Annotated in this window: 18 protein-coding genes and 1 tRNA gene; 5 read left to right on the forward strand and 14 right to left on the reverse strand. The window is 63.1% G+C overall.

The annotated features are described in order from the left end of the window. Positions 1–8: 8 nt before the first annotated feature. From PG883_RS05305 to PG883_RS05315, 3 genes are all read right to left on the reverse strand, one after another. Positions 9–3,071, reverse strand: a complete 3,063-nt coding sequence (locus tag PG883_RS05305) for an efflux RND transporter permease subunit (RefSeq protein WP_201901299.1) — start codon at positions 3,069–3,071, stop codon at positions 9–11. A 161-nt stretch (positions 3,072–3,232) separates the two neighbouring features. Then, a complete protein-coding gene (locus PG883_RS05310; protein WP_113736204.1) occupies positions 3,233–5,557 on the reverse strand; it encodes an acyl-CoA dehydrogenase in 2,325 nt (774 codons plus the stop codon). A gap of 47 nt (positions 5,558–5,604) precedes the next feature. Then, on the reverse strand, positions 5,605–6,258 hold the full coding sequence (locus PG883_RS05315; protein ID WP_005324182.1) for a TetR/AcrR family transcriptional regulator: 654 nt from the start codon (positions 6,256–6,258) through the stop codon (positions 5,605–5,607). Between the two features lie 467 nt (positions 6,259–6,725). Here PG883_RS05315 and PG883_RS05320 point away from each other — a divergent pair, with 467 nt between their 5' ends. Together PG883_RS05320 and PG883_RS05325 are read left to right on the forward strand one after the other, a co-directional pair. Beyond that, entirely contained in the window at positions 6,726–7,466 is a 741-nt protein-coding gene (locus tag PG883_RS05320) for a phosphatase (protein ID WP_161470320.1), read from the forward strand. Positions 7,467–7,553: 87 nt separating this feature from the next. Further along, positions 7,554–7,629, forward strand: a tRNA-Thr gene (locus PG883_RS05325). A gap of 240 nt (positions 7,630–7,869) precedes the next feature. Here the strand turns inward: PG883_RS05325 and PG883_RS05330 are convergent. The 4 genes from PG883_RS05330 to PG883_RS05345 form a co-directional block, all read right to left on the reverse strand. Beyond that, positions 7,870–8,865, reverse strand: coding sequence for a sulfate ABC transporter substrate-binding protein (locus PG883_RS05330; RefSeq protein ID WP_104453163.1), 996 nt, complete (start codon positions 8,863–8,865; stop codon positions 7,870–7,872). A gap of 330 nt (positions 8,866–9,195) precedes the next feature. Further along, positions 9,196–10,611 carry an efflux transporter outer membrane subunit gene (locus tag PG883_RS05335; protein ID WP_270807024.1) on the reverse strand — a complete coding sequence of 472 codons (1,416 nt, stop codon included), beginning with the start codon at positions 10,609–10,611 and terminating at the stop codon, positions 9,196–9,198. Then, the gene (locus tag PG883_RS05340) at positions 10,604–13,753 is read right to left on the reverse strand and encodes an efflux RND transporter permease subunit (RefSeq protein ID WP_234658333.1); all 3,150 of its coding nucleotides are present in this window, start codon (positions 13,751–13,753) and stop codon (positions 10,604–10,606) included. Before PG883_RS05340 ends, PG883_RS05335 begins: the two co-directional genes overlap by 8 nt. 17 nt (positions 13,754–13,770) lie before the next feature. Beyond that, positions 13,771–14,952 carry an efflux RND transporter periplasmic adaptor subunit gene (locus PG883_RS05345; protein WP_103858916.1) on the reverse strand — a complete coding sequence of 394 codons (1,182 nt, stop codon included), beginning with the start codon at positions 14,950–14,952 and terminating at the stop codon, positions 13,771–13,773. 154 nt (positions 14,953–15,106) lie between these two features. Here PG883_RS05345 and PG883_RS05350 point away from each other — a divergent pair, with 154 nt between their 5' ends. The 3 genes from PG883_RS05350 (at position 15,107) to PG883_RS05360 (ending at position 17,739) form a co-directional block, all read left to right on the forward strand. Then, a complete protein-coding gene (locus PG883_RS05350) occupies positions 15,107–15,742 on the forward strand; it encodes a TetR family transcriptional regulator (protein ID WP_010673709.1) in 636 nt (211 codons plus the stop codon). Between the two features lie 90 nt (positions 15,743–15,832). Then, positions 15,833–16,396: a class I SAM-dependent methyltransferase gene (locus PG883_RS05355; RefSeq protein WP_010673708.1), complete on the forward strand. Its 564-nt coding sequence runs from the start codon at positions 15,833–15,835 to the stop codon at positions 16,394–16,396. 167 nt (positions 16,397–16,563) lie between these two features. Beyond that, positions 16,564–17,739, forward strand: coding sequence for a dicarboxylate/amino acid:cation symporter (locus PG883_RS05360; RefSeq protein WP_010673707.1), 1,176 nt, complete (start codon positions 16,564–16,566; stop codon positions 17,737–17,739). 63 nt (positions 17,740–17,802) lie between these two features. On the opposite strand, the gene tesB is transcribed toward PG883_RS05360, so the two are convergent. From tesB to rnm, 7 genes are all read right to left on the reverse strand, one after another. Then, positions 17,803–18,666: an acyl-CoA thioesterase II gene (tesB, locus tag PG883_RS05365; RefSeq protein ID WP_010673706.1), complete on the reverse strand. Its 864-nt coding sequence runs from the start codon at positions 18,664–18,666 to the stop codon at positions 17,803–17,805. 176 nt (positions 18,667–18,842) lie between these two features. Beyond that, a complete protein-coding gene (locus PG883_RS05370; RefSeq protein ID WP_045524070.1) occupies positions 18,843–19,214 on the reverse strand; it encodes an endonuclease domain-containing protein in 372 nt (123 codons plus the stop codon). Positions 19,215–19,427: 213 nt separating this feature from the next. After that, positions 19,428–20,351, reverse strand: a complete 924-nt coding sequence (gene rluB, locus PG883_RS05375) for a 23S rRNA pseudouridine(2605) synthase RluB (protein ID WP_039039190.1) — start codon at positions 20,349–20,351, stop codon at positions 19,428–19,430. After that, positions 20,344–21,036: an SMC-Scp complex subunit ScpB gene (scpB, locus tag PG883_RS05380; RefSeq protein WP_042014199.1), complete on the reverse strand. Its 693-nt coding sequence runs from the start codon at positions 21,034–21,036 to the stop codon at positions 20,344–20,346. The genes rluB and scpB overlap by 8 nt, the downstream gene beginning before the upstream one ends. A 41-nt stretch (positions 21,037–21,077) precedes the next feature. After that, entirely contained in the window at positions 21,078–21,959 is an 882-nt protein-coding gene (locus tag PG883_RS05385) for a segregation and condensation protein A (protein WP_010673703.1), read from the reverse strand. Then, complete coding sequence (locus tag PG883_RS05390; protein ID WP_010673702.1) at positions 21,952–22,572, reverse strand: L-threonylcarbamoyladenylate synthase; 621 nt, start codon at positions 22,570–22,572, stop codon at positions 21,952–21,954. The genes PG883_RS05385 and PG883_RS05390 overlap by 8 nt, the downstream gene beginning before the upstream one ends. A 125-nt stretch (positions 22,573–22,697) precedes the next feature. Next, complete coding sequence (rnm, locus tag PG883_RS05395) at positions 22,698–23,579, reverse strand: RNase RNM (protein ID WP_039039192.1); 882 nt, start codon at positions 23,577–23,579, stop codon at positions 22,698–22,700. Between the last annotated feature and the right edge of the window lie 116 nt (positions 23,580–23,695).

Below are 23,695 nucleotides of genomic sequence, written 5' to 3' on the forward strand. Positions count from 1 at the left end.
CTCCTTGCTCAGGCACGCTGCCGAAGGGCGTGCGGTATGTCGGTCTGCTCCCCCAACCGCAGGAAGGCGGGCAACAGGATCAGGGTGAAGAGGGTGCTGCAGCTCATGCCGCCGACGATGACGGTGGCCAGCCCCCGGTAGATTTCGCTCCCCTCGCTCGGACTCAGCATCAGGGGCAGCATGCCGAAGATGCTGGTGAGGCTGGTCATGGCGATGGGACGCATCCGGCTTTGCAGGGCATCGGTGACTGCCGACTGTCGGCTCATCCCCTCCCGCTCGGCCATCCTGGTCTGGTGCACCAGCAAAATGGCGTTGTTGACCACCAACCCGAGCAGGATGACGAAGCCGATGATGGTGAGCAAGTCCATCGGCAGCGGCGCCACCAGACCGCTCAGGTGCAGCGCCAGCACGCCACCTACGGTGGCGAGCGGCAAGGTGAGCAGCACCAACACGGCATCCTTGAGGGAGGCGAAGACCCCCCACAACAGAATGAGCAGTATCATCACGGCGAACAGGAAGATGCTGCCGAGGTTGCCGAGCGCCTGCTGCAGGCTGTCGGCATTGCCAGCGACCCGCAGCTCCCCCCCGGCCGGCAGCAAGGGCCGGATGGCGGCAAAGCTCTTGTGCTGCAGGGTGTCGAGCACCTGCTCCATACTCATTCCCGCCGGGGGCGATATCTGCAGGCTGATGCTGCGCCGCCCATCGGATCGGAAGATGCTCTCAGGCCCGAGTTGCGGCTCCACCCGCAGCAGTTCCCCAAGGGGAACGATGCGCCCGGACGGGGTAGCAAGCGGCACCGCCTTGAGCTCGTCCGGGTTGGCGGAGGCCTGCCCCATCAGCAGGATGTCGAGCCGCTCATCCCCGTCGAAATATTCGCCGACCCGCAGACCATCGCCAAAGGTCTGGATGATGGCGGGCATGGGGGAACGATCCCAGCCCACCTCGGCCAGGCGCCTGTCCTGGGGCACCAGCCGAAGCTCGGGAGCGGTGAAATCGAGTCCGGGTTCTGGCCTGACCTGGGCGCCGGGCAAGTCCCGCTGCACTATGGTCATGCTCTCCCGGGCAGCCTGATAGAGTTCGGGCAGCCCACCTCCCTGGATCAGCAGGGAGATGCTGTTTTCACTGTCAAAACCGCCAAACAGGGACCCCTGACCGCCAAACACCCGGGTGTCGGGAATGCCCACCAGCAACTGCTTCATCAAGAGCTGCTCCAGCACCTTGATCTGGCTCTCCTCCTTTGGCCGCACCCCGATCTGGGCACCGCCCGGGTAGCGCAGGATGTAGTAGTTCTTGAGGACAGGCTCCTTCTCCCCTTTCATATAGGGGTCGAGGCGGGCAATCAGGGTATCGATCACCTCCTCCCGCTGGGCCTTGAGATTGACCCCGGGGGTGAAACTCATCCAGACGTCGATGGCGTCCCGCTTCACATCCGGCAGGTAGTTCATCTTGGGCAACATCAACCAGCTCACCAGCACAGGCCCCGTCATCATCAGGACGATGATGGCCCAGCGCCTGGGGGCGGTGGCAGTCCAGCGGATCACATGGCGGGTGGCGCGGCACCACAGGCGCTCAAAGGGATCAATCAGCCGCTCGTGCCCCATCCAGCGCGCCGCCACCGCAGGCAACACCGTGACCGCCACCACCATGGAGACCGTCACCGCGCAGGCGATGGTGAGCGCAAGATCGGCAAACAACTGCCCTTCCACGTCGTTGAGCAGGAGCACCGGCAGGAAGATGGCGACCGTGGTCAGGGTGGACGCCACCAGAGCGGTCCACACCCGGCGGGTGCCCTCCAGCGCCGCCTCTCCCTTGTTGATGTCACCCCGCTCATGGCGCCGGTAGATGCTCTCCAGCACCACGATGGCGGCGTCGAGCACCATGCCGACCGCAAACGCAATGCCCGCCAGGGAGATGATATTGAGGGTCCGCCCCATCACCTTGAGCAGGCAGAAGGTGAGCATGATGCTGATGGGAATGGCGATCGCGATCATCAGGGTCGCCTTGAGCTGGCGCAGAAAGACCCAGAGGATGGCGCAGGAGAGCAGCACCCCGAGCCCCAGGTTGGCGGTCACCATGCTCACCGCCCGGTTGATGTAGAGAGAAGCGTCAAACGACTGCTCCATGTGCAGGCCAACCGGCTCCAGCACCTCCCGGTTGAGCTCCCCGACCTTGGCCTTGATCCCCTCGAGCGCCGCCAGGGCATTGGCACCGCTCTCCTTGAAGATCTGCGCCGCGATGGCGGTGTTGCCGTTCTGGATGCGCAACACCGGGTTCTCCTCCCGGGCCACTCTGATCTCGGCAACGTCCCGCAGATAGATGGGCAGGCCGTCACGCCAGTCCACCACCTTGTCCCCCAGGGCCGCCACGTCATAGCGACCGGCAAAGCGCAGCTTGTACTCCCAGCGTCCGATGTCGAGGGTGCCGGCCGACACATCCCAGCCCGTCGTTGCCCGGCTGGCAAGCACCGGGATCTCCACCCCCAGCTCGGCGGCGCGGTAAGGGTCGAAACGGATCTGGATCTGGCGCTCGTTGATCCCCTCGATGTCGACCGTGGACACCCCGGGGATCCGCTCCAACTCGGGTTTGACCCTCGCCTCGATCAGCGCCTGGTGATCGTCTATCTCCCCCTTGGCACCGGGCAGTTGCTGGATGAAGAAGAAGGTCAGGGTGTCGTTGCTGCTGTAGTTGTTGACGTAGGGGCCACCGATGTTGTCCGGCAGCCCCGAGACCCGGTTCAGGCGGGAGATGACGTCAAGCTGGGCCCGCTGCATGTCGGTGCCGAGGGCAAACTCCATGTCGATTTCGGTGAAGCCGGGGTAGCTGTTGCTGCTGAGACTCTTGAGCCCCTGTACCCCCTGCATCTCCTGCTCGATGGGATCGGTTATCTCCGACTCCATCTCCTGGGGCGAGGCCGAGCGCCAGTCCACCGTGATGTTGAGGTGAGGACGGTCTATGTCGGGAAACAGCTGGACGGGCAGTCCCCGGATGCTGAGCAGGCCCAGCAAAAAAATCAGCACGACCGAGACCGCCACCCAGATGGGGCGTTCGATCGCCGTTTTGGCGAGGTTCATTCACTCTTCCTGAGTTGTTGTTATCGGCCATTCCGATGGCCTTGCTTCCTGCCCCAAGGGTGGGGGCCATTGCATTAAACTGGAATTAATCGACCTTGTAAATGCCTGGTTAAACAACAAAAAACCGGCCACTAGGGCCGGTTGTCGGTTTACGCTCGGGGTCAGGCTGCATGCTCAACCGGGTTCGGTTGAGACAATCCTTCCAGCTCGCCAGGAGCGAAGTTGTCCACCTGGATAGCCTCGTAGCGCAGGGCATCGGCGGCCAGCAGCTTGTCCGCCTCCTCCTTGCCGAGGATGGACTGGGACAGGGCCGCAGCCACCAGCTCAGGCAGCGCCAGCTTGCGGGGCAGTCTGCCCTCTTTCTGGGCCTGCATCAGCTTCTTCTCGATGGGCTGCACCAAGACCATGGCCTGGAAGGCACGCTCCATCAGCCCCACCGGATCCGCCTCGTCCTTGCCAACATAACAGAGCGCGGTCAGACGATCCCGGAACTCGCCCGGCGTCATCATGGCCAGACAGATGGCATGGCAGCGATCGTCCGCCGGCATCTTGTAACCAACGCCGAACGGGAACACCACCCTCTTGAGTACGGCACCCACCACCTTGTTCGGGAAGTTCTGGAAGAAGCCCTCGAACGCCTTGCCAATCAGGTAGAGGTTGCGCTCCACCGCGTACTGGACGAACGGCAGGTCAGAGACCATGCGGCCCTGATCCTCGTAATGCTTGAGGGTGGCGGAGGCCAGGTAGAGGTGACTCAGCACGTCACCCAGACGGGCGGAGATCATCTCCTTGCGCTTGAGATCGCCACCCAGCATCAGCATGGAGACGTCGGCGCACAGGGCCAGCCCCTTGCTCATGCGAGAGAGCTGCTTGTAGTAGCGGGCGGTTTCGCCAGCCACCGGGGCGCTGTTGAACTGGCCCAGGGTCAGTCCCTGGAACAGGGCACCGAAGAAGTTGCCGGTACCGAAGGCGATGTGCTTCATCAACAGGGCGTCAAACTTCTCGAGACCGCGCTCCACATCGGTGTCGGCCGCCGCTTCCAGCTCGGCAAACACATACGGATGGCAGCGGGTGGCCCCTTGCCCGAAGATCATCAGGTTGCGGGTCAGGATGTTGGCCCCTTCCACCGTGATGGCCACCGGAATGCCCATGTAGGCGTAGCCGGTGTAGTTTTTCGGGCCCAGCTGGATGGCACGACCAGCGTGGATGTCCATGGAGTCATCCATCACCTGGCGGGCCATCTCGGTCATGTGGTACTTGGAAATCGCGGTGACGATGGCCGGTGCCTGACCCAAATCCAGGGAACCTGCTGTCATGCGACGAGCCCCTTCCAGCTGATAGGTGAGGCCGCCAATGCGGGCCAGCGCTTCCTGTACCCCTTCAAACTTGCCGATGGACATGCCGAACTGCTTGCGCACGTAGGAGTAGGCGCCCACGGTGCGGCTCGCCATGTGACCACAGGCGGTGCCAAGGGCAGGCAGCGAGATGCCGCGACCGGCGGAGAGGCATTCCACCAGCATGCGCCAGCCACGGCCGGCGTAATCCGGGCCGCCGATGATCCAGTCGAGCGGAATGAACACATCCTTGCCGAAGGTCGGGCCGTTCAGGAACGCCAGCCCCATGGGGTAGTGGCGATCGCCGACGCGCACGCCAGGGTGACTGGTCGGGATCAGCGCACAGGTGATGCCGATCTCTTCCTTGTCACCCAGCAGTTTTTCCGGGTCATAGAGCTTGAACGCCAGCCCCAGCACGGTGGCACGCGGCGCCAGGGTGATGTAGCGCTTGTTCCAGTTCAGGCGAATGCCCAGCACCTCTTCCCCCTTGTGCATCCCCTTGCAGACGATCCCCTTGTCCGGGATGGCGCCCGCATCGGAGCCCGCTTCCGGCCCGGTCAGGGCGAAGCAGGGCACCTCCTTGCCGTTGGCCAGCCCCGGCAGCCAGAAATCTTTCTGGGCCTGGGTGCCGTAATGCATCAGCAGCTCGCCCGGGCCGAGGGAGTTGGGCACCATGACGGTGACCGCGACGCTCAGGCTCTTGGTGGCGATACGGGTGACGATGGTGGAGTTGGCAATCGCCGAGAACTCGCGGCCGCCGTAGGATTTCGGGATGATCAGGGAGAAGAAGCCTTCTTTCTTCAGATAGTCCCACACCGGCTCCGGCAGGTCCTTGGTCTCGTTGACGATCTTGAAGTCGTCCACCATGGCGAGCAGGGTTTCGACCTGGTTGTCGATAAAGGCCTGCTCTTCTGCGCTCAGCTCGGCCTTGCCGTAGCCGTGCAGTTTCTTCCAGTCCGGGTTGCCGCGAAACAGCTCCCCGTCCCACCAGACGGAGCCGGCCTCCATGGCCTCCCGCTCGGTGGCCGACAGGGGCGGCAGTATCTTCTTGAAGATGCCGAACACGGGGCGGGTCACCACCTTTTTACGGATGGCGGGGACACCGAGCACCACGGCTATCGCCAGCACCAGCAGGACAAGCAATGTGATCATACCGAAGTTCCTTCTATTTCACTGTTTCCGTTGATTATTGTTAGGTGTTACACGGCCAGGGAGAGCCTGGTCGACTCCACGGGCGCCCCGACACCGGACGCCAGATAAGGAATAACGTTGCGCACCAGCCCTTCCACATCGAGCTGCTGGCCAAAATCGGCCTGGGCGATGTCACGCAGGGCATCCGCAGAGGCCATGGTGAAGACGACGGTGCCCAGGGTGAAGTGCAGGCGCCAGAAGAGATCCGCTGGCGACAAATCCGGATTGGCCTTGGAGATGGCCTGGGTGATCCCGTGCAGGGTCGCCCCATAATGGGTGGTAATAAAGCGGCGCAGGTGGCCCTGACTGTCGATATAGCCGCGCCCCAGCAACTGCATGAAGAGCGCCGGACCATTCGCCCTGACGGCCGACAGTTTCATCAGGGGTTCTACAAAGCTCTCGAACACCTGTAACAGGGTCAGCTGATCCTGCGCCATCAACGTCTGCAACCGCCCGTCCAGTGCCGGCATGAAGAGGCTCAGATAACGGTCGAGCACCGCCTGGATAAGCTCCTTCTTGGAGCCGAAGTGATAATTGACCGAAGCCAGGTTCACATCGGCCTCGCTGGTGATCAGACGCAACGAGGTATCGGCGAACCCTCGCTCGGCAAACAGCACCTCGGCGGCATCGAGAATACGGTTCTTGGTATCGATTTTACTCACTGGACACCTCACTTAAACGAATGTTTAAAAAGTACGTTTCACGCCCACCCATGTCAAGAGAATGTGAACAAGTGTTGGCTAAATGTTTTTAATCAAAAAGAGGGAAGATGGCGGGAACTTCGCGGCGAGACGGCACTCTATATCTATGCCACTGCAATTAAACATTAAGTCTCGCCCAACCTGCGTCATGCTAGTTGGGCATTTTTTTGGCCTGCCGTCACCCGATGCGCCGACAGAGAACCAAAAAAAACCGTCGCAGGGGCGACGGCGGGGAAAACGGGTCTGACCATCCAGTGTCGACCCATCGATGGGTGTTCAGGCTTACATCGATGTCGCTATCCTCGCAGTGAAACGTCATCAGACTTTGTCAGCACAGACCCAAATTGTGACAAAGTATGGCAACCAGCCACATGGCCCGGCTTCGCCAATCTTGCTATGCTGTCGCCTCATGCCAGAGGGGAGAGAAGATGAAGTATACGGTCGATACCCACACGCACACCGTCGCCAGCACCCACGCCTACAGCACCATTCACGATTACCTGCCCATCGCCAAAGCCAAGGGGATCAAGCTGTTTGCCACCACGGACCATGGCCCGGACATGGCAGATGCCCCGCATTACTGGCATTTCGTCAATCTGCACGTGTTGCCCAGAGTCGTGGACGGGGTCGGTATCCTGCGCGGCATCGAAGCCAACATCAAGAATATCGACGGTGAAATAGACTTCCCCGAGCGCTACGAATCGCGGCTCGACATGATCATGGCGGGCTTTCACGAACCGGTGTTTCCCCCCTGCGATCAGGCAACCCACACCCAGGCCATGATCAACGCCATTCGAAGTGGTCGGGTCGACATGATTAGCCACCCCGGCAATCCCGCCTTCCCCATCGATATTCAGGCGGTGGTCAAGGCAGCGGCAGAGTATCGAGTGGCACTGGAGGTCAACAACTCATCGTTCAACCACTCCCGTGCAGGCAGCGAAAGCAACTGCCGCGCCATCGTCGAGGCGGCGCGCGATCTGGGTGCCTACCTCACTTTCGGCTCCGACTCCCACGTGGCATTCAGCCTCGGCGACTTTGATCACTGCCATCGTCTGGTCACCGAAGCCAACTTCCCACATGAGCGGATCCTGGCCCGCTCCCCCCGTGCCCTGCTCGATTTTCTCGAGAGCCGCGGCCGTGCTCACATCCCGGAGTTCGTTGACCTCTGATATGCCTTAACATCATGAGCCAACTCATAAAATCGAGTTGGCTCAATTGACTTGTCCGGCTTTTTTCACGACTCTGAACATCAAACCGCCGGTATAGCTCAGTTGGTAGAGCAGCGCATTCGTAATGCGAAGGTCGTAGGTTCGACTCCTATTACCGGCACCAGACAGACGAAGGGTTGGCCTCAGCGCGAGGCCAACCCTTCGTGCTGTTTGTCCCGGGTCTCTGGTCAAGACGCCGGTGTGACTGCGTCAGATCACCCTCCCCCTCCAGGACACCGCCATCCGCGAAGGTCCTGTTCATCTTTCAGAGCCTGACGCACCAACCTGGCCCCACCATCAGAGAGGGCTGCCAGGCAGCCACGCCCCGGCTGCACCTGGGTGAGCATCGTTATCCAGAGGCCCCTCAGCGCTGGGCATAGATCTGGTCGAACACCCCGCCCTCCTTGAAGTGAGTGCGCTGGATCACAGGCCACTCGCCGAAGGTCTTCACCACGTCGAGGAAGGTGGCGTTCGGGAAACGGTCTGCAAACTCGGCGAGGATCGCCGGGTTGCGCGGGCGTAGATAGTTGCTGGCAGCAATGCGTTGGCCTTCGTCGGACCAGAGATAGGCCAGATAGGCTTCGGCCTCCTTGCGGGTACCCTGCTTGTCGACCACCTTGTCCACCACTGACACCGGCAGTTCGGCCACGGCAGTGACGCTCGGATAGACCACCTCGAAGCTGCCACGACCGAACTCCCGGGCAATCATTTCGGCTTCGTTTTCGAACGTGACCAGCACGTCCCCTATGCGGTTCTGGATGAAGGTGGTGGTGGCAGCGCGGCCGCCGGTGTCGAGCACGGGAACCTGCTTGAACAGCTTGCCGACAAATGCCCTGGCCGCATCTTCATCGCCCCCCTGCTCCAGCACATACCCCCAGGCAGACAGGTAGGTGTAACGGCCGTTCCCCGAGGTCTTGGGGTTGGGCACGATGACCTGTACCCCCTCCTTGAGCAGATCAGGCCAATCCTTCAACCCCTTGGGGTTGCCCTTTCGCACGATGAACACTGTGGCCGAGGTGAAGGGGGCGCTGTGATCCGGCAGGCGATCCGCCCACCCCTTGGGCACCAGGCCCCCATGCTCGGCGAGGGCGTTGATGTCGGTGGCCATGTTCATGGTGATGACATCGGCGGGCAGGCCGTCGATGACGGCGCGCGCCTGCTTGCTCGATCCGCCGTGGGACATGTTGATCTGCAGTGGCTCCCCGCCTTCGGCCTGCCAGTGCTTCAGGAAGGCTCCGTTGTACTCCTTGTAAAAATCGCGCATCACGTCATAGGAGGCGTTGAGCAGGGTGGCCGCCTGGGCCAGCGGGGCGAGAGCCAGTCCTGCAACAAGCAGGGTGGCGGGCACGAGTCGTTTCATTTCACATCCTTGGAATGAGGGGCGAGTGACTGACTATAAGAGCCGACCATTTATTCTTTGAAAGAATAATTACTGCTCAGCTTATGCGATAAATGGCATCTCCTGGGTCCGGCGCAACGGATGACGGCGATGAGGTGGTCACCTCCAGGCGGGCCATGATGGTTGCCGAGGGCGGCGCCCATGAGCATGTGGCTCCTCCTGCCCGCTCCCTGCCCCGGGCAGGGAGCGCCGTTGTCACCTGCCTCGATTTGGCTTCTCGACATGACAGATAAAAAAACGGGGCGAACCTAGTGGTTCGCCCCTGATGCTTTTTACGTCAACCCCGACGGGTCAACCCTGTTTGTCTGATGCCGGCTCTGCGTCCTTTGGCGCCTGCCAGCCGCCACCGACGGCCTTGTAGAGGGCGACCTGGTTACTCAGCTGGGCGAGCCGGGTGCTGATGAGCCCCTGCTTGGCGCTGAACAGGGAGCGCTGGGCATCGAGGCGGGTCAGGTAGCTGTCCACCCCTTGCTCGTAACGCACCTCCGCCAGCCTGAAGTAGGTCTGGTTGGCCTCCACCAGCGCCTGTTGCGCCTGCAACTGCTGCGCGTAGTCCGCCTGGGCACCGAGGGTGTCCGCGACCTCCTTGAAGGCGGTCTGGATGCTCTTCTCGTAGCTCGCCACCGCCTGCCTGGTTCCCACCTCGGCCACGTCCAGATCCGCAACGCGCTTGCCGCCATCGAAGATGGGCAGATTGATCTGGGGCATGAAGGTCCAGGTGCCGGTGCCGCCGTCAAACAGACCGCTCAGCTGGTTGCTGGCGGTGCCCGCCGTCGCGGTGAGCGAGATGGTCGGGAAGAAGGCGGCGCGGGCCGCCCCTATGTTGGCGTTGGCCGCCTTCAGGTTGTGCTCCGCCGCCAGGATGTCCGGGCGTTGCTGCAACAGGCTGGAAGGAGCCCCCACCGGGATCGGCGCCAGTTTCACCTCGGCCAGGGTGGCAGGTTGTGCCGCCAGCACCGGGATATCGGTGCCAAGCAGCAGGGCCAGACCGTTTCTGTCCTGCTTCACCAGACGCTGGTATTGCGCCTGGCTGACCTTGGCGTTTTCCAGTGCCGTGCGCCCCTGGGCCAGCTCCATCTCGGAGGCGGCACCCAGGCGGTATTTGTGCTCGGTCAGGGCATAGCTCTCCTGCTCGGTGGCGAGGGTCGCCTGGCTCAGGGCCAGCAACTCCTGATCCGCCAGCAGGGTGAAGTAGGCATTCGCCACCGAGGCCACCAGCGCAATCTGGGTGCTACGCTGGGTCTCGATTTGCGCCAGATAGGTCTCAAGGGCCTGATCTTTCAGGCTCTGGATCCGGCCAAACAGATCCAGCTCATAGGCGGTGATGCCGATGTTGGCGCCATACTGGCTGCTGATGGTGCCCTGCCCCGTACTACTGAGATCGTCGGATCCCTGCTGGCGGGTGCCGCTGCCACTCGCGGCCAGGGTCGGCAACTGGGCCGCCCGCTGGATACGGTATTTCGCCTCGTAGGCCTCGACGTTGAGGGCTGCCAGGCGCAGATCCCGGTTGCTCTCAAGGGCGGTGCCGATCAGCGTCTGCAGGGCCGGGTCCTGGAACTGCTGGCGCCAGGGGGCAAGTTCCCCCTTGGCGGCCAGGTCAGCTTGCCAGGAGGCGCCTTGGGGCAGCTCGGGGCGCTGGTAGTCGGGGGCCATGGAGCAGCCCCCCATCATCAGGGTCACGCCCAGGGCGATCAGGGTCTTAGTCATGGTTGATCTCCTTGGTGTGGACACTCTCTTCCCCGGCATGCTTGCGTTCGGTGAAATAGCGCATCACCAGCACAAAGAACAGCGGCACGAAGAAGATGGCGAGCACGGTGGCACTGATCATCCCCCCCATCACGCCGGTCCCGATGGCGTTTCGGCTGCTGGCGCCAGCCCCGGTGCTGATCACCAGGGGCAGTACCCCCAGGATGAAGGCGAGCGAGGTCATCAGGATGGGGCGCAGGCGCTGACGCGAGGCCTCCACCACCGCATCCCCGAGCCTCATCCCCTTGTCGTGCAGCTCCTTGGCGAACTCGACGATGAGGATGGCGTTCTTGGCCGACAGCCCGATCGTGGTGAGCAGGCCCACCTGGAAGTAGACGTCATTCTCAAGCCCGCGCAGGGTCGCGGCCAAAATGGCCCCCAGCACCCCGAGCGGCACCACCAGCATGACCGAGAACGGAATGCTCCAGCTCTCGTAGAGGGCGGCCAGACAGAGGAAGACCACCAGGAGCGAGATGGCGTACAGGGCCGGCGCCTGGGAGCCTGCCTGACGCTCCTGGAAGGAGAGGCCGGTCCACTCGATACCGATCCCTTCCGGCAACTGTTTCACCATCTCCTCGATGGCCACCATGGCGTCACCCGTACTCTTGCCAGGGGCCGCCTCACCGACGATCTCCATGGCGGAGACACCGTTGTAGCGCTCAAGACGGGGCGAGCCGAAGCTCCACTCCGTGCTGGCAAAGGCGGAGAAGGGCACCATCTGGCCCGCGCTGTTGCGCACGTACCACAGCTTCAGATCTTCCGGGTTCATCCGGAAAGGGGCATCCGCCTGCAGATAGACCTTCTTGACCCGGCCTCTGTCGACGAAGTCGTTCACATAAGAGGAGCCCCAGGCCGCCGACAGGGTGTTGTTGATGTCGGTGATGGAGAGCCCCTGGGCCAGCGCCTTCTCGTAATCGATCTTGATGTCGAGCTGGGGCGTGTCTTCCATCCCGTTCGGGCGTACCCGCACCAGGTTGGGATCCTGCGCCGCCATGCCGAGCAACTGGTTGCGCGCCTGCATCAGCTTCTCGTGACCCAGACCGCCGCGGTCCTGCAGGAAGAAGTCGAAGCCGGTGGCCGTGCCGAGTTCCGGAATGGGGGGCAGGTTGAAGGCGAAGACCTGGGCTTCCTTGATGCTGAACAGGAACCCCATAGCGCGGCCGATGATGGCATTGGCGCTGCGCTCTTCTCCCTTGCGCTCACTCCAGTCCTTGAGCTTGATGAAGGCCATGCCGCTGTTCTGACCGCTACCGGCGAAACTGAAGCCCGCCACCGTCAGCACGGAGTCCACGTTCTCTTTCTCATTCTCGAGGAAGTAGTCGCGCATCTCCCCGAGCACCACCTCGGTCCGCTCCTTGGTCGCCCCCACCGGGAGCTGCACCATGGACATGATGACCCCCTGATCCTCTTCCGGCAGGAAGGAGGTGGGCATGCGCATGAAGAGCACCGCCAGCACCGCCAGCATGGCCAGATAGATGATGCCGTAGCGGGTGCCCTGCTTGATCACCTTGCGCACGCCGTTCTGGTAACGGTTGGCGTTGGTGTCGAAGAAGCGGTTGAACCAGCCGAAGAAGCCGCGCTGGGCGCCGAATTCACCGTGCTTCATGGGTTTGAGCAGGGTGGCGCACAGGGCCGGGGTCAGGATCAGGGCCACCAGCACCGAGAGCACCATGGCCGAGACGATGGTGAGGGAGAACTGGCGATAGATGGCACCGGTAGAGCCACCGAAGAAGGCCATGGGCACGAACACCGCCGACAGCACCAGGGCGATGCCCACCAGGGCGCCGGTGATCTGGGTCATGGACTTGCGGGTCGCCTCGAGGGGGGAGAGATCCTCCTCGCTCATCAGACGTTCCACGTTCTCCACCACCACGATGGCGTCATCCACCAAGAGGCCGATGGCGAGCACCAGACCGAACATGGTCAGGGTGTTGATGGAGAAGCCGAAGGCCGCCATCACCCCGAAGGTGCCGAGCAGGACCACGGGCACCGCGATGGTCGGAATCAGGGTTGCCCGGAAGTTCTGCAAGAACAGATACATGACGCAGAACACCAGGAAGATCGCCTCGATCAGGGTCTGCACCACCTCCTCGATGGAGATCTTCACGAACGGCGTGGTGTCGTAGGGATAGACGATCTCCATGTTGGCCGGGAAGTACTCGGAGAGTTCACCCAGCTTGGTCCGCACGTGCTCGGCGGTGTCCAGGGCGTTGGCACCGGTCGCCAGCTTGATGGCGACGGCGGCGGTGGCCTGGCCGTTGTAGAGCGCGGTCGCGTCGTAGTTTTCACCGGCAAGCTCGACCCGGGCCACGTCCTTGAGCTGGACCTTGGAGCCGTCCTGGTTCACCCGCAGCAGGATGTTGTTGAACTCCTCCACGGTGGAGAGCCGGGTCTGGCCCATGATGGTGGCGGTAAATTGCTGATCGCTCACCGCAGGGGTCCCCCCCAGCTTGCCGAAGGCAACCTGGGCGTTCTGGGCCTTGATGGCGGCCTGAATGTCGGCCGGGGTCATCTGCACCCGGTTGAGCTTGTGGGGATCGAGCCAGACGCGCATGGAGTACTGGCTGCCGAACAAGGTGATGTCACCGACCCCGTCCAGACGGCTCAGGGGCTCCTTGATGTTGGCTACCACATAGTCCGCCAGGTCATCGTTGGTCATGGCGCCATCGGTGGAGATGAAGGCGGCCACCATCAGGAAGCTGCTGGAGGTCTTCTGGACCCGCACGCCCTGTTGCTGCACCTCTTGGGGCAGGAGCGACATGGCCTGTTGCAGCTTGTTTTGCACCTGCACCTGGGCGATGTCGGGATCCGTACCCGGCTTGAAGGTGAGGGTCACGCTGACGTTCCCTGACGAGTCGGATTGCGCCGACATGTAGAGCAGGTGATCCAGCCCGGTCATGTTCTGCTCGATGATCTGGGTCACCGAGTCTTCCACCGTCTTGGCGGAGGCCCCCGGGTAGCTGGCGGAGATGCCAACCGCCGGCGGGGCGATGGTCGGGTACTGGGCCACCGGCAGGCCGATGATGGCCATGGCCCCGGCCAGCATGATCACCAGGGCGATCACCCAGGCGAAAATGGGTCTATCTATGAAAAAACGTGCCATGAGGCGACTACTCCATCCTACTGCTTGGTTGCCGGGGTCTGTTGTGCGCTGTTGCCGGCACGTTCAGTGGGCGCCACCACGACCCCGGGTTTGACTTTCTGCAGACCGGCGACGATCACCTTCTCGCCAGCCTTGAGACCGGACTCCACCACCCAGCTGTCGCCGGACATGCGGCCGACCTGCACTTCACGCAGTTCCACCTTGTTGTCCGCCGTCACCACCATGACGGTGGCACCGCCCTTGGGGGTACGGGTCACGGCAATCTGGGGCACCAGCAGGCCTTGCGGGCGCTCGCCCTCCTGCAAGGTGGCACGCATGAACATGCCGGGCAGCAGCAGTTGATCCGGGTTGGGCACGATCACCCTCAGGGTCACCATGCCGGTCGCCTCGTCCACGGTCACGTCGGAGAACTGGAGGGCCCCTTTCTCGCCATACTGGCTGCCATCTTCCAGCTGGAAGCTGACACCGGCCCCGTCCTTTTCCCCCTGGGTCAGCTTGCCCTCGGCCACCAGGCGCTTGAGCCGCAGCAGGTCGGCGGTGGACTGGCGCACGTCCACGTACATGGGATCGAGCTGGGAGATGGAGGTGAGGCTGTCCGCCTGCTGGGCGGTCACCAGGGCACCCTCGGTCACCGCCGACTTGCCGATGCGGCCGCTGATGGGGGCCGTGATGCGGGTGTAGGCCAGGTTGATGTTGGCGGTCTGCAACGCGGCCTTGGCGGCCCCGATCTCGGCCAGCTGCTGTTTCCAGGCCGCGTCGGCGTCGTCATACTCCTGGCTGCTGATGGCTTTCACCTTCACCAGCTCGGCGTAGCGCTGGGCCTTGAGGCGGGCGCTGCGCTCGTTGGCCTCGGCCTTGGCGAGGTTGGCCTTGGCGGAGGCCACTTCGGCCTGATAGACGGCGGGATCAATCTGATAGAGCAGCTGACCGGCCTTGACGTCGCTCCCCTCGGTGAACAGGCGCTTGAGGATGATGCCGTTCACCTGGGGACGCACCTCGGCCACCCGCAGGGGGGCGGTGCGACCGGTGAGCTCGGACAACAGTTGCAGGGGGGCCGTATGGAGGGTGACCACGTCCACGGCGGCGGGAGGCATCTCCCCCATGGCCTGCTGGGCCCCGTCCTTGTCACCACAGCCAGCCAGCAGGCCGCTTGCCAGCAAGGCAAGGCCGACCGAACGTGCGAGAATATGTTTATGCATCAAGTCTCTGAACCTCAGTTTCAATCAAAAAGAAGTGACAAAACCACAGGGTTTATAAGGCCCCTGTTGGTAAAACGGCGAAGATGAGGCAATATACATACATTCATGAATGTATGTAAGAAACTTTTTTCACTTTTAAACAGGACCGGAGTCAATGGCCAGACGCACCAAAGAAGAGGCGCAGCAAACCCGCTGCAACATCATGAGCACGGCCCTGGATCTCTTCTGCCAACAGGGGCTGGCGCGCACCAGCCTGACCGATATCGCCAAGGCGACGGACCTCACCCGGGGCGCCATCTACTGGCACTTCAAGAATAAAGAAGAGCTGTTCGTCACCCTGTGGGAGGAGCTGTGTGCCCCCCTCTCCCACCAGCTCGATGCCTGCGTCGACGAGGCGGAGCCGGATCCTCTGGGCAAGCTGCGCAGCTTTCTCAAGGAGGTGATGCTCAAGATCAGCACCGAGCCCGCCCACCAGCAGATGTTCACCATCATGTTCAATCTGGAATCCATGGAGGGAGAGGCCGCCGTCATGCGCGAGCACATGCACCTGCAATCCATGAATTTCTTCCGGGATCTGGAGATCACCCTGGCCAATGCCGTGCGTCGCGGCCAACTGCCCGAGGGGCTGGATCTGCGCCGCGCCGCCACCCTGCTCCACTGCACCCTGGACGGCTACATCATCAACTGGCTGCACTTCCCGGATCGCATCGATCTGATTGAGGAGTCGGACTTTCTCCTCGATACCCTGTTCACCCTCATCGCGAGCCCCACCCTTCGCCGCCACCCCTGAGTCGGCAAGACGCGCCGCCCCCGCCAATGCTCAACAGCCGGGGGCAAACCTGCTAGAGTAACGTCCCCCACCACGATGAGCCCGACACCCTTGCCACACGCCCCCGCGCCGGCGAACGACGCCGCCCCTCGCCCCGCCCTCGTGGCAGGCGCCCATGCCCTCTTCCTGGCCCTGCTGGGCAGCGGCCGTCATCTGCTGGAGGCCGGTTGCGGGGCAGGAGAGGATCTGCGCCTCTTTCGCCAGCAAGGCCTCACCGTGACCGCCTTCGATGCGAGCCGGGCGCAGGCCGCCGCCGCCTCGCGCCTGTGCGGTCAGCCGGTGCGAGTCTGCCGCGTCGAGCAGATGCAAAGCGTCGTTCCCTATGACGGCATCTGGGCCAGCGGCTCCCTCCCCTGTCTGCCCGAACACGAGATAGCCCCGGCGCTCGGTCATCTGGCCACCCTGCTCAAGGCCGGGGGCCCCCTCTACGCCTCCTTCCCCCACGGGAAGGGCGAACCGCTGCCACGGTCGGGGGAATATCCCCTGCAGACCCGGCTCGACGAGGCGGGGCTGCGACGCCTGATCGCTCCCCTCCCCTTCACCCTGCACCATGGCTGGGTGGCGGAAGATGAAGTGAACGGCCCCTGGCTGCACGCCTTGCTGGTGCGGCGCTGATCCGCGCCCCCCCCGGGGACAGTGACACCTCACGGCATTCAGCCCGTTAACAATATTTAACCCTGAGTTAACCACCATAAAGCAGACAAGATGCGGTGTTTGTGTTAAAAAGCGGCATTAAAATCAAAATTAAATAACAAATCAGACACCAACACCTGGATTCCCCCATGAAACTCGTTCTCAATCTGGTTGCCGGTATCCTCGCCGGCCTGCTGCTCGGTCTCTATGCCCCCGAATGGGTCGCCCGCGTGCTGTTCACCGCCAAGACGGTGATAGGCCAGCTCATCACCTTCACCATCCCGCTCATCATCCTCTTCTTCATCATGAGCGGCATCGCCAGCCTGCCGAAGAACTCCGGCAAGCTGCTGGGCAAGACGGTGGGGCTCTCCTACTGCTCCACCATACTGGCGGGCCTGTTCGCCTTCACCGTGGCGAGCCACCTGATCCCGCACCTGACCACGGCCGCCGAACCCACCGCCGAGGCTGCCACCAAGCTCACTTCCTACATCAACCTCGAGATCCCGCCCCTGTTCGGGGTGATGTCGGCCCTGGCCGCCGCCTTCGTGTTCGGCATCGGCATCAGCGCCACCCAGGCCACCGACCTGCGCCGGGTCGCCGATCAGGGCCGTGACATCATCGACCGCCTGCTGGCACACGTGATCATTCCCCTGCTCCCCTTCTACATCGCCGGCGTCTTCGTCGAGATGACGGTGGAAGGCACCGTCTTCGCCACCCTCAAGACCTTCGGAGTGGTGCTGGTGATGGCCATCGTCATGCACTGGATCTGGCTCTGCGTCCTGTTCGTCGGCACCGGCCTCGCCCAGGGGCGCTCCCCCGTCATGCTCATCAAGAACATGCTGCCCGCCTACTTCACCGCCCTTGGCACCATGTCCAGCGCCGCCACCATTCCGGTGGCCCTGCAAGCCAGCAAGCGCAACGGCGTGAGCGACGGCATCGCCAACTTCACCGTGCCCCTGTGCGCCACCATCCACCTGTGCGGCTCCACCATCACCCTGGTGACCTGCGCCACGGCGGTGATGTTCCTCTCCGAACACCTGGCCATTCCGGGCTACGGCACCATGGTGCCCTTCATCATGATGCTGGGCGTCATCATGATTGCCGCGCCGGGCGCACCGGGTGGCGGTGTCATGTCCGCGCTCGGCCTGCTCACTTCCATGCTCGGCTTCGGTGAGGCCTCCATCGCCCTGATGATCGCCCTCTACCTGGCCCAGGACAGCTTCGGCACCGCCTGCAACGTCACCGGTGACGGCGTCATCGCCCTGTGGGCCGACCGCTTCGCCCGGGGCGAGCCAGCACTCAGCACCGAGCAGGACGCAGCCTGATAGCGCAGGCAATAAAAAACGGGAGCCATCGGCTCCCGTTTTTCGTTGGCGCAAGAGGGCGTCTCAGCCCCGGCGACGGATCACCCCTTCCTGCATGGTGCTCGCCACCAATACCCCATCCCGGGTGAAGAACTGGCCGCGCACCAGACCCCGACCGCCGCTGGCGCTCGGGCTGTCCACCACGTAGAGCAGCCAGTCGTCCAGCCGGAACTCCCGGTGGAACCACATGGAGTGATCGATGGTGGCCACCTGCATGTCCGGCTCCCAGTAGGAGACCCCGTGGGGCTGCAGGGCGGCGAACAGGAAGTGGAAGTCGGAGGCATAGGCCAGCAGGTAGTTGTGGACCCGCTGATCGTCCGGCACCGGGCCATTGGCCTTGAACCAGGTGTAGCGAAGGGGCTCGTGGACATCCGGGCGAATGGGGTCCACCAGGGTCACGGGGCGAATTTCGATGGGCTTCTCGCACAGGATCTTGTCCCGCAGGGCCGCCGGGATCATCTGCTCGTAGGGACGCACCAGCTCCAGCTCGCTCTTGAGCTGCTCGGGGGGCGTGATGCCGGCCGGCATCTTCGTCTGATGCTCGAAGCCCTCCGCCTCCGCCTGGAAGGAGGCGTTGAGGTAGAAGATGGGCTTGCCATTCTGGATGGCCTTGACCCGGCGGGTGGAGACGGTCTGGCCGTCGCGGATGTTCTCCACGTCGTAGACGATGGGCTTGTTGGCATCCCCGGGGCGCAGGAAGTAGGAGTGGAAACTGTGGACCTGGCGGTCGCTTGCCACCGTCTGCTTGGCGGCTGACAAGGCCTGCCCCATCACCTGTCCGCCAAACACGGATCGCAACCCGAGATCCTGGCTCTGGCCCCGAAACAGGCCCTCCTCGATCTTTTCGAGCGCCAGCAACGCCAGCAGCTCATCCAGTACCTTGCTCATTGGTTTCTCCTGTCTTTGTGCGCGAAAGGCTAACAAGCCCGTCCCGACAGGGCAACCATCCTGATGCACATCCCCGTCTGCAACCACCTCCCCTTCAAAAAAGGGAAGTGTATGACGCTTTCCAGCCCGTACAGAGGGCACTCTGGCCCCCTCCCCTGGCAAGGGGAGGGCTGGGGTCAGACGCGATCAAGCCATGCCCGAATAGAGACAACCACCCCGGGTAGATTTTCCATCACCTCCCTGTTGCTAAATCTCAGTACCGTCAGCGACAGGGCCGCCATGTAGGCATCCCGTCGCTTGTCATGACGCAAACCCCGCATGTCGAAATGGCTGTCGCCATCAACCTCAATGACCAACAACCGCCCGGGGCAGTAAAAATCCGCAATGTATGGGCCTATACCTTGCTGACGGCGAAACTTGACTCCGAGTTGCCCAGCCCGAAGCGTCTGCCACAATCGCCGTTCAGGCTCTGTTGGATTGTTTCGCTGTTCACGCCGTTTATCCAGCGTGGCCTCGCGGTTGAAAACACGAACTGGCTTCTCGTTCATGACAGTATTCCTCCGACTATGACCCCTGTCAGCATAACAACTACTCACCCCCTCCCAGCCTCCCCCTTCAAAAGGGGGAGGAGCTTGTCTGGCCCTTTCTCTCCCCTGTGCGATTCAGTCTCAAGGAGCCCGGCAGGAGCAGAAAACAAAAAAGCCCGCACCTTGGGGTTCGGGCTTGTGGCGTGTCCGGGGCGAGCGGCCCGTGGCGGCGGCTTACTTGCTGCCGGTGCCGGAATTGCGGGTGGAGGAGGTCGGCTTGCGACGGGCGGTGGTGGCACGGGCGCGCGGCTCCTTGCCCTGCATCTCCTTGTGGCGCTTCACGGCGCGACGGATCTGGGCGGCCTGCTTGTGGCGGGTGCTCTTGCCATCCTGCTGCAAATCGACCTTGGATTCGGTCTCGTTCGGCAGATTGACCAGGCCGCGCAGGTAGTTCACCTCGGGGAGTTTCAGCTCCTGCCAGCCGCCGCGGGGGATGCCGCGATCCAGCTTGACGTCGCCGTAGCGGATACGCATCAGGCGGCTCACCTGCACTTCCTGGGACTCCCACAGGCGGCGCACTTCCCGGTTGCGGCCCTCGGTCAGGGTGACGTTGAACCACTGGTTCAGCCCCTCGCCACCGGCGGGCTTGATCTTGTTGAACTTGGCCATGCCGTCTTCCAGCTGCACGCCCTTGCGCAGGCGCTGCAACATGGCTTCGGTGATCTCGCCAAAGACCCGCACCGCGTATTCCCGCTCCACTTCGTGGCTCGGGTGCATCAGGCGGTTCGCCAGTTCACCGTCGGTGGTGAACAGCAAGAGACCGGAGGTGTTGACGTCAAGGCGGCCGACCGCAATCCAGCGGGCGCCATCCATCTTGGGCAGACGATCAAACACGGTGGGACGTCCTTCCGGATCGTGGCGGGTGCACATCTCCCCTTCGGGCTTGTGGTAGGCCAGCACGCGGCAGATCACTTCCTCTGCGGCGCGGGTCTTGACCTGGTGGCCATCCACCCGGATCACGGCGTTCACTTCGACGCGATCCCCCAGCGTGGCGACCTTGCCATCCACGCTGACCCGACCTGCGGTGATCAGGGCCTCCATCTCACGACGGGAGCCTTGACCCGCGCGGGCCAATACTTTTTGCAGTTTTTCACTCATCGGGTTTACCTGATTGTTGATCGCTGCCCGCCGACATCGCGGACAACCTTGGCTCTTGTGGGAAGGCCCCGTTGGCCTCCCCACCATGTTCATGCTCAGCACGGCCTGCCAGAGGCTGACCGTCACCGCCCTCGCCCGGCATGAGCGACAAGGGGGCCTGCAGCTCGGGATCCAGCTCGGGGAGCTGCTCCAGACTCTGCAGGTTGAAATAGTCCAGAAATTCACGGGTGGTGGCGAGCAGCTCGGGGCGACCCGCCACCTCCTTGTGGCCGATGCTGCGCACCCAGCCACGCTCCTTGAGGGTGTTGACGATCTGGCTCGACACCGCCACCCCGCGGATGGCTTCTATCTCCGCCCGGGTGATGGGCTGACGATAGGCAATCAGCGTCAGCGTCTCCATCACGGCGCGGGAATAACGGGGAGCCCGCTCGCTCCACAGGCGCGACAGCTCCTCGGCATACTCCTGGCGGGCCTGGAAACGCCAGCCGGAGGCCACCTCTTTGAGCTCGACCCCCCGCTCGCTGTAATCCTGTCTGAGCTCTGCCAGCAGCAGCTGGACATAGCGGCCGGTGACCGGGTAGTCCGAGAGCACGCTGCCCTTGATTTCGCTCACCGTGAGGGGACGCCCCGCCACGAAGATCGCCGCCTCGATCAGGGTCTTCAATCGTTCAGCAGGCAGCGCCACGGTGGACCTCCCGGGTCCGCGGCCCTGGCGCCGCCCCTCGCTCAGTGTAGATGCTCATGCTCCTCCCCTTTCCCCTGACTGGCCAGGGCAAAATGGATGGGGCCCAGGGGCTCCGCCTGCAAGATCCAGATCAATTGTTCCTTGCACAGCTCCAGCAGGGCCAGGAAGGTCACCAGCACCCCCATGCGCCCCTCCTCGGCCCGCAGCACCTGCTCCAGGCGCAGGGTCTGGCCCAGGGAGAGCATGGCGAGGATCTCCGCCATCCGTACCCGGGTCGGGATCTGCTCGCGGCGGATCTGGTGATGTTCAAAATGAGTCGCGCGTTTTACCACACTTTGCATGTAAAGGGCGAGTTCAACCAGAGAAACATCGGGCGCCAATGGCTTCAAGGCACCAAAATCCGGCGCCATGGCGGCGGCGACGAAGATCTCCCGCTCCACCCTCGGCAGGGCATTGACCCGCTCCGCCCCCAGCTTGTAGCGCTCGTACTCCTGCAGGCGACGAATGAGGGTGACGCGAGGGTCTTCTCCCTCCTCCTCGTCTTCCAGCTCCGGGGCCTTGGGCAGCAGCAGGCGGGACTTTATCTCCGCGAGCCAGGCCGCCATCAGCAGGTATTCCGCCGCCAGCTCGAGATTGAGCCCCTGCATCAGATCCACGTACTCCATGTACTGGGCGGTGATCTGCAGGATGGGCAGGTTGAGGATGTCGAGCTGCTGGCGCCGGATGAGGTAGAGCAAGAGATCCAGCGGCCCCTCGAAGGTGTCGAGAAACACCTCCAGCGCATCGGGGGGGATGAACAAGTCCTGGGGCAGCTCATGGTAGGGCTGCCCCAGCACGGTGGCGATGGGCGGGGGAAGGGAAGCCTCCCCCGTCGTGCCCGCGGGGGTTGTCAGCGCGGGCACGGGGTCGGCAAGATCACTCAAACGGCGTCGGATCCCCGGCACCGCGGCGACGCAGCACGGGCTCGTCGTCGGAGAAGTCCACCACAGTGGTGGGCTGCTCGCCCAGATACCCGCCGTTGACCACCAGATCCAGCTGCTTGCCGAGCTTGTCGGCAATCTCCTCGGGGTCGAACTCCGCCATCTCGGAGCCCGGCAGGATCAGGGTGGTGGAGAGCAGCGGCTCACCGAGGGCCTCGAGCAAGGCCAGCGCGATGTTGTTGGCCGGGACCCGGATGCCGATGGTCTTCTTCTTCTCGTTCATGAGGCGACGCGGCACCTCCTTGGTGGCCTTGAAGATGAAGGTGTAGGGTCCGGGGGTGTTGTTCTTGACCAGCCGGAAGGCAGTGTTGTCCACCTTGGCATAGGTGGAGATCTCCGAGAGATCACGGCACACCAGGGTGAAGTCGTGGTTCGGCTCGATGCGACGGATGCGGCAGATGCGCTCCAGGGCATCCTTGTTGCCCATCTGGCAGCCCAGGGCATAGCCGGAGTCGGTGGGATAGACGATGACGCCGCCGTTTTGCAGGATCTGCACCGCCTGGCTGATGAGGCGAACCTGGGGATTGTCGGGATGTACGTAAAAATGCTGACTCATATGCTCTTCTCGCGATAGGGGGCACGCTCGTTGCCCGCTTCATGGTCAAGGGCCCCTTGGCCCATGACACTACCTTAACCTGTTTGACGCAGACTCGCCTGCATCAAAGATGCCGGCCCGGGGGGTCAGCGGCTGGCCAGCAGGCCCGCATGCTCCTCGGGGGTGAGCCCGAAATGACCGGGGTGGCCCAGCCACAGCGGCATCCCCTCCTTGGGGAGCCAGAGGTGGCGGCCAAGCTCGGTCCAGTTGGAGGGGAAGTGAAAATCGGACCCCACCGAAATATAGAGATCGTGCTCCCTGGCCCACTGGCCGAGATTCGCCCGCTCCTGGGGGCTCTGCTGGGGCAGGGAGACCTCCATGGCATCCCCCCCGACGGCCTTGAAGGCCACCAGCAGCCGCTTGATCCACTTGGCGGTGAGATTGTAACGGCTCGGGTGAGCCAGCACCGCCAGCCCGCCTGCGGCGTGGATGGCCTCGATGGCCTCCCCCATCCCGGGCCACTCGGCGGGCACATAGCCCTTGTTGCCCCGGCTCAGGTACTTCTTGAACACCTTCTGCATATTGTCGGCCACCCCGCGCGCCACAAGCACCCGGGCAAAGTGGGCCCGGGTCACGGCGGCGTCACCGGCAAGCTGCTTGGCCTCTTCATAGGTGCCCGGGATGAGGCACTTCTCCAGACGACGCCCGATCTCCTCGGCGCGCGCCTCCCGGCGAGCCCGCTGCCCTGCCAGAAAGGCGAGCAACTGGGGATTTTTCTCGTCCACCCCGAGGGCCACGATGTGGATCTCGTGATGTTCCCACCCGGTGGAGATCTCCACCCCGCTCACCAGGCGCAGTGGCAACTGGTCGGCCGAGATGGTCTGGCGCACCTCCTCAAGCCCGTCGAGGGTATCGTGGTCAGTGACCGCTAACACCTCCACCCCTTTTTCGGCGGCGCGGCGCACCAGATCGGCGGGGCTCAGCACCCCGTCCGAGGCGGTGGTGTGGCAATGCAGATCGAATCTCATCGGCGTGTTTCGCTCTTGTTTGGGACCTGCCTGGAAAAGGCCGGCAAAAAAGCGACTTGACTTGGCCGCGGCTTTATCGTTTTCTGTAGGCACTTCATTGCAAACATCTTTTTACA

The sequence above is a fragment of the Aeromonas sp. QDB25 genome (genome assembly GCF_027707725.1).
In the GTDB taxonomy this organism is placed as follows: Bacteria; Pseudomonadota; Gammaproteobacteria; order Enterobacterales; family Aeromonadaceae; genus Aeromonas; species Aeromonas caviae.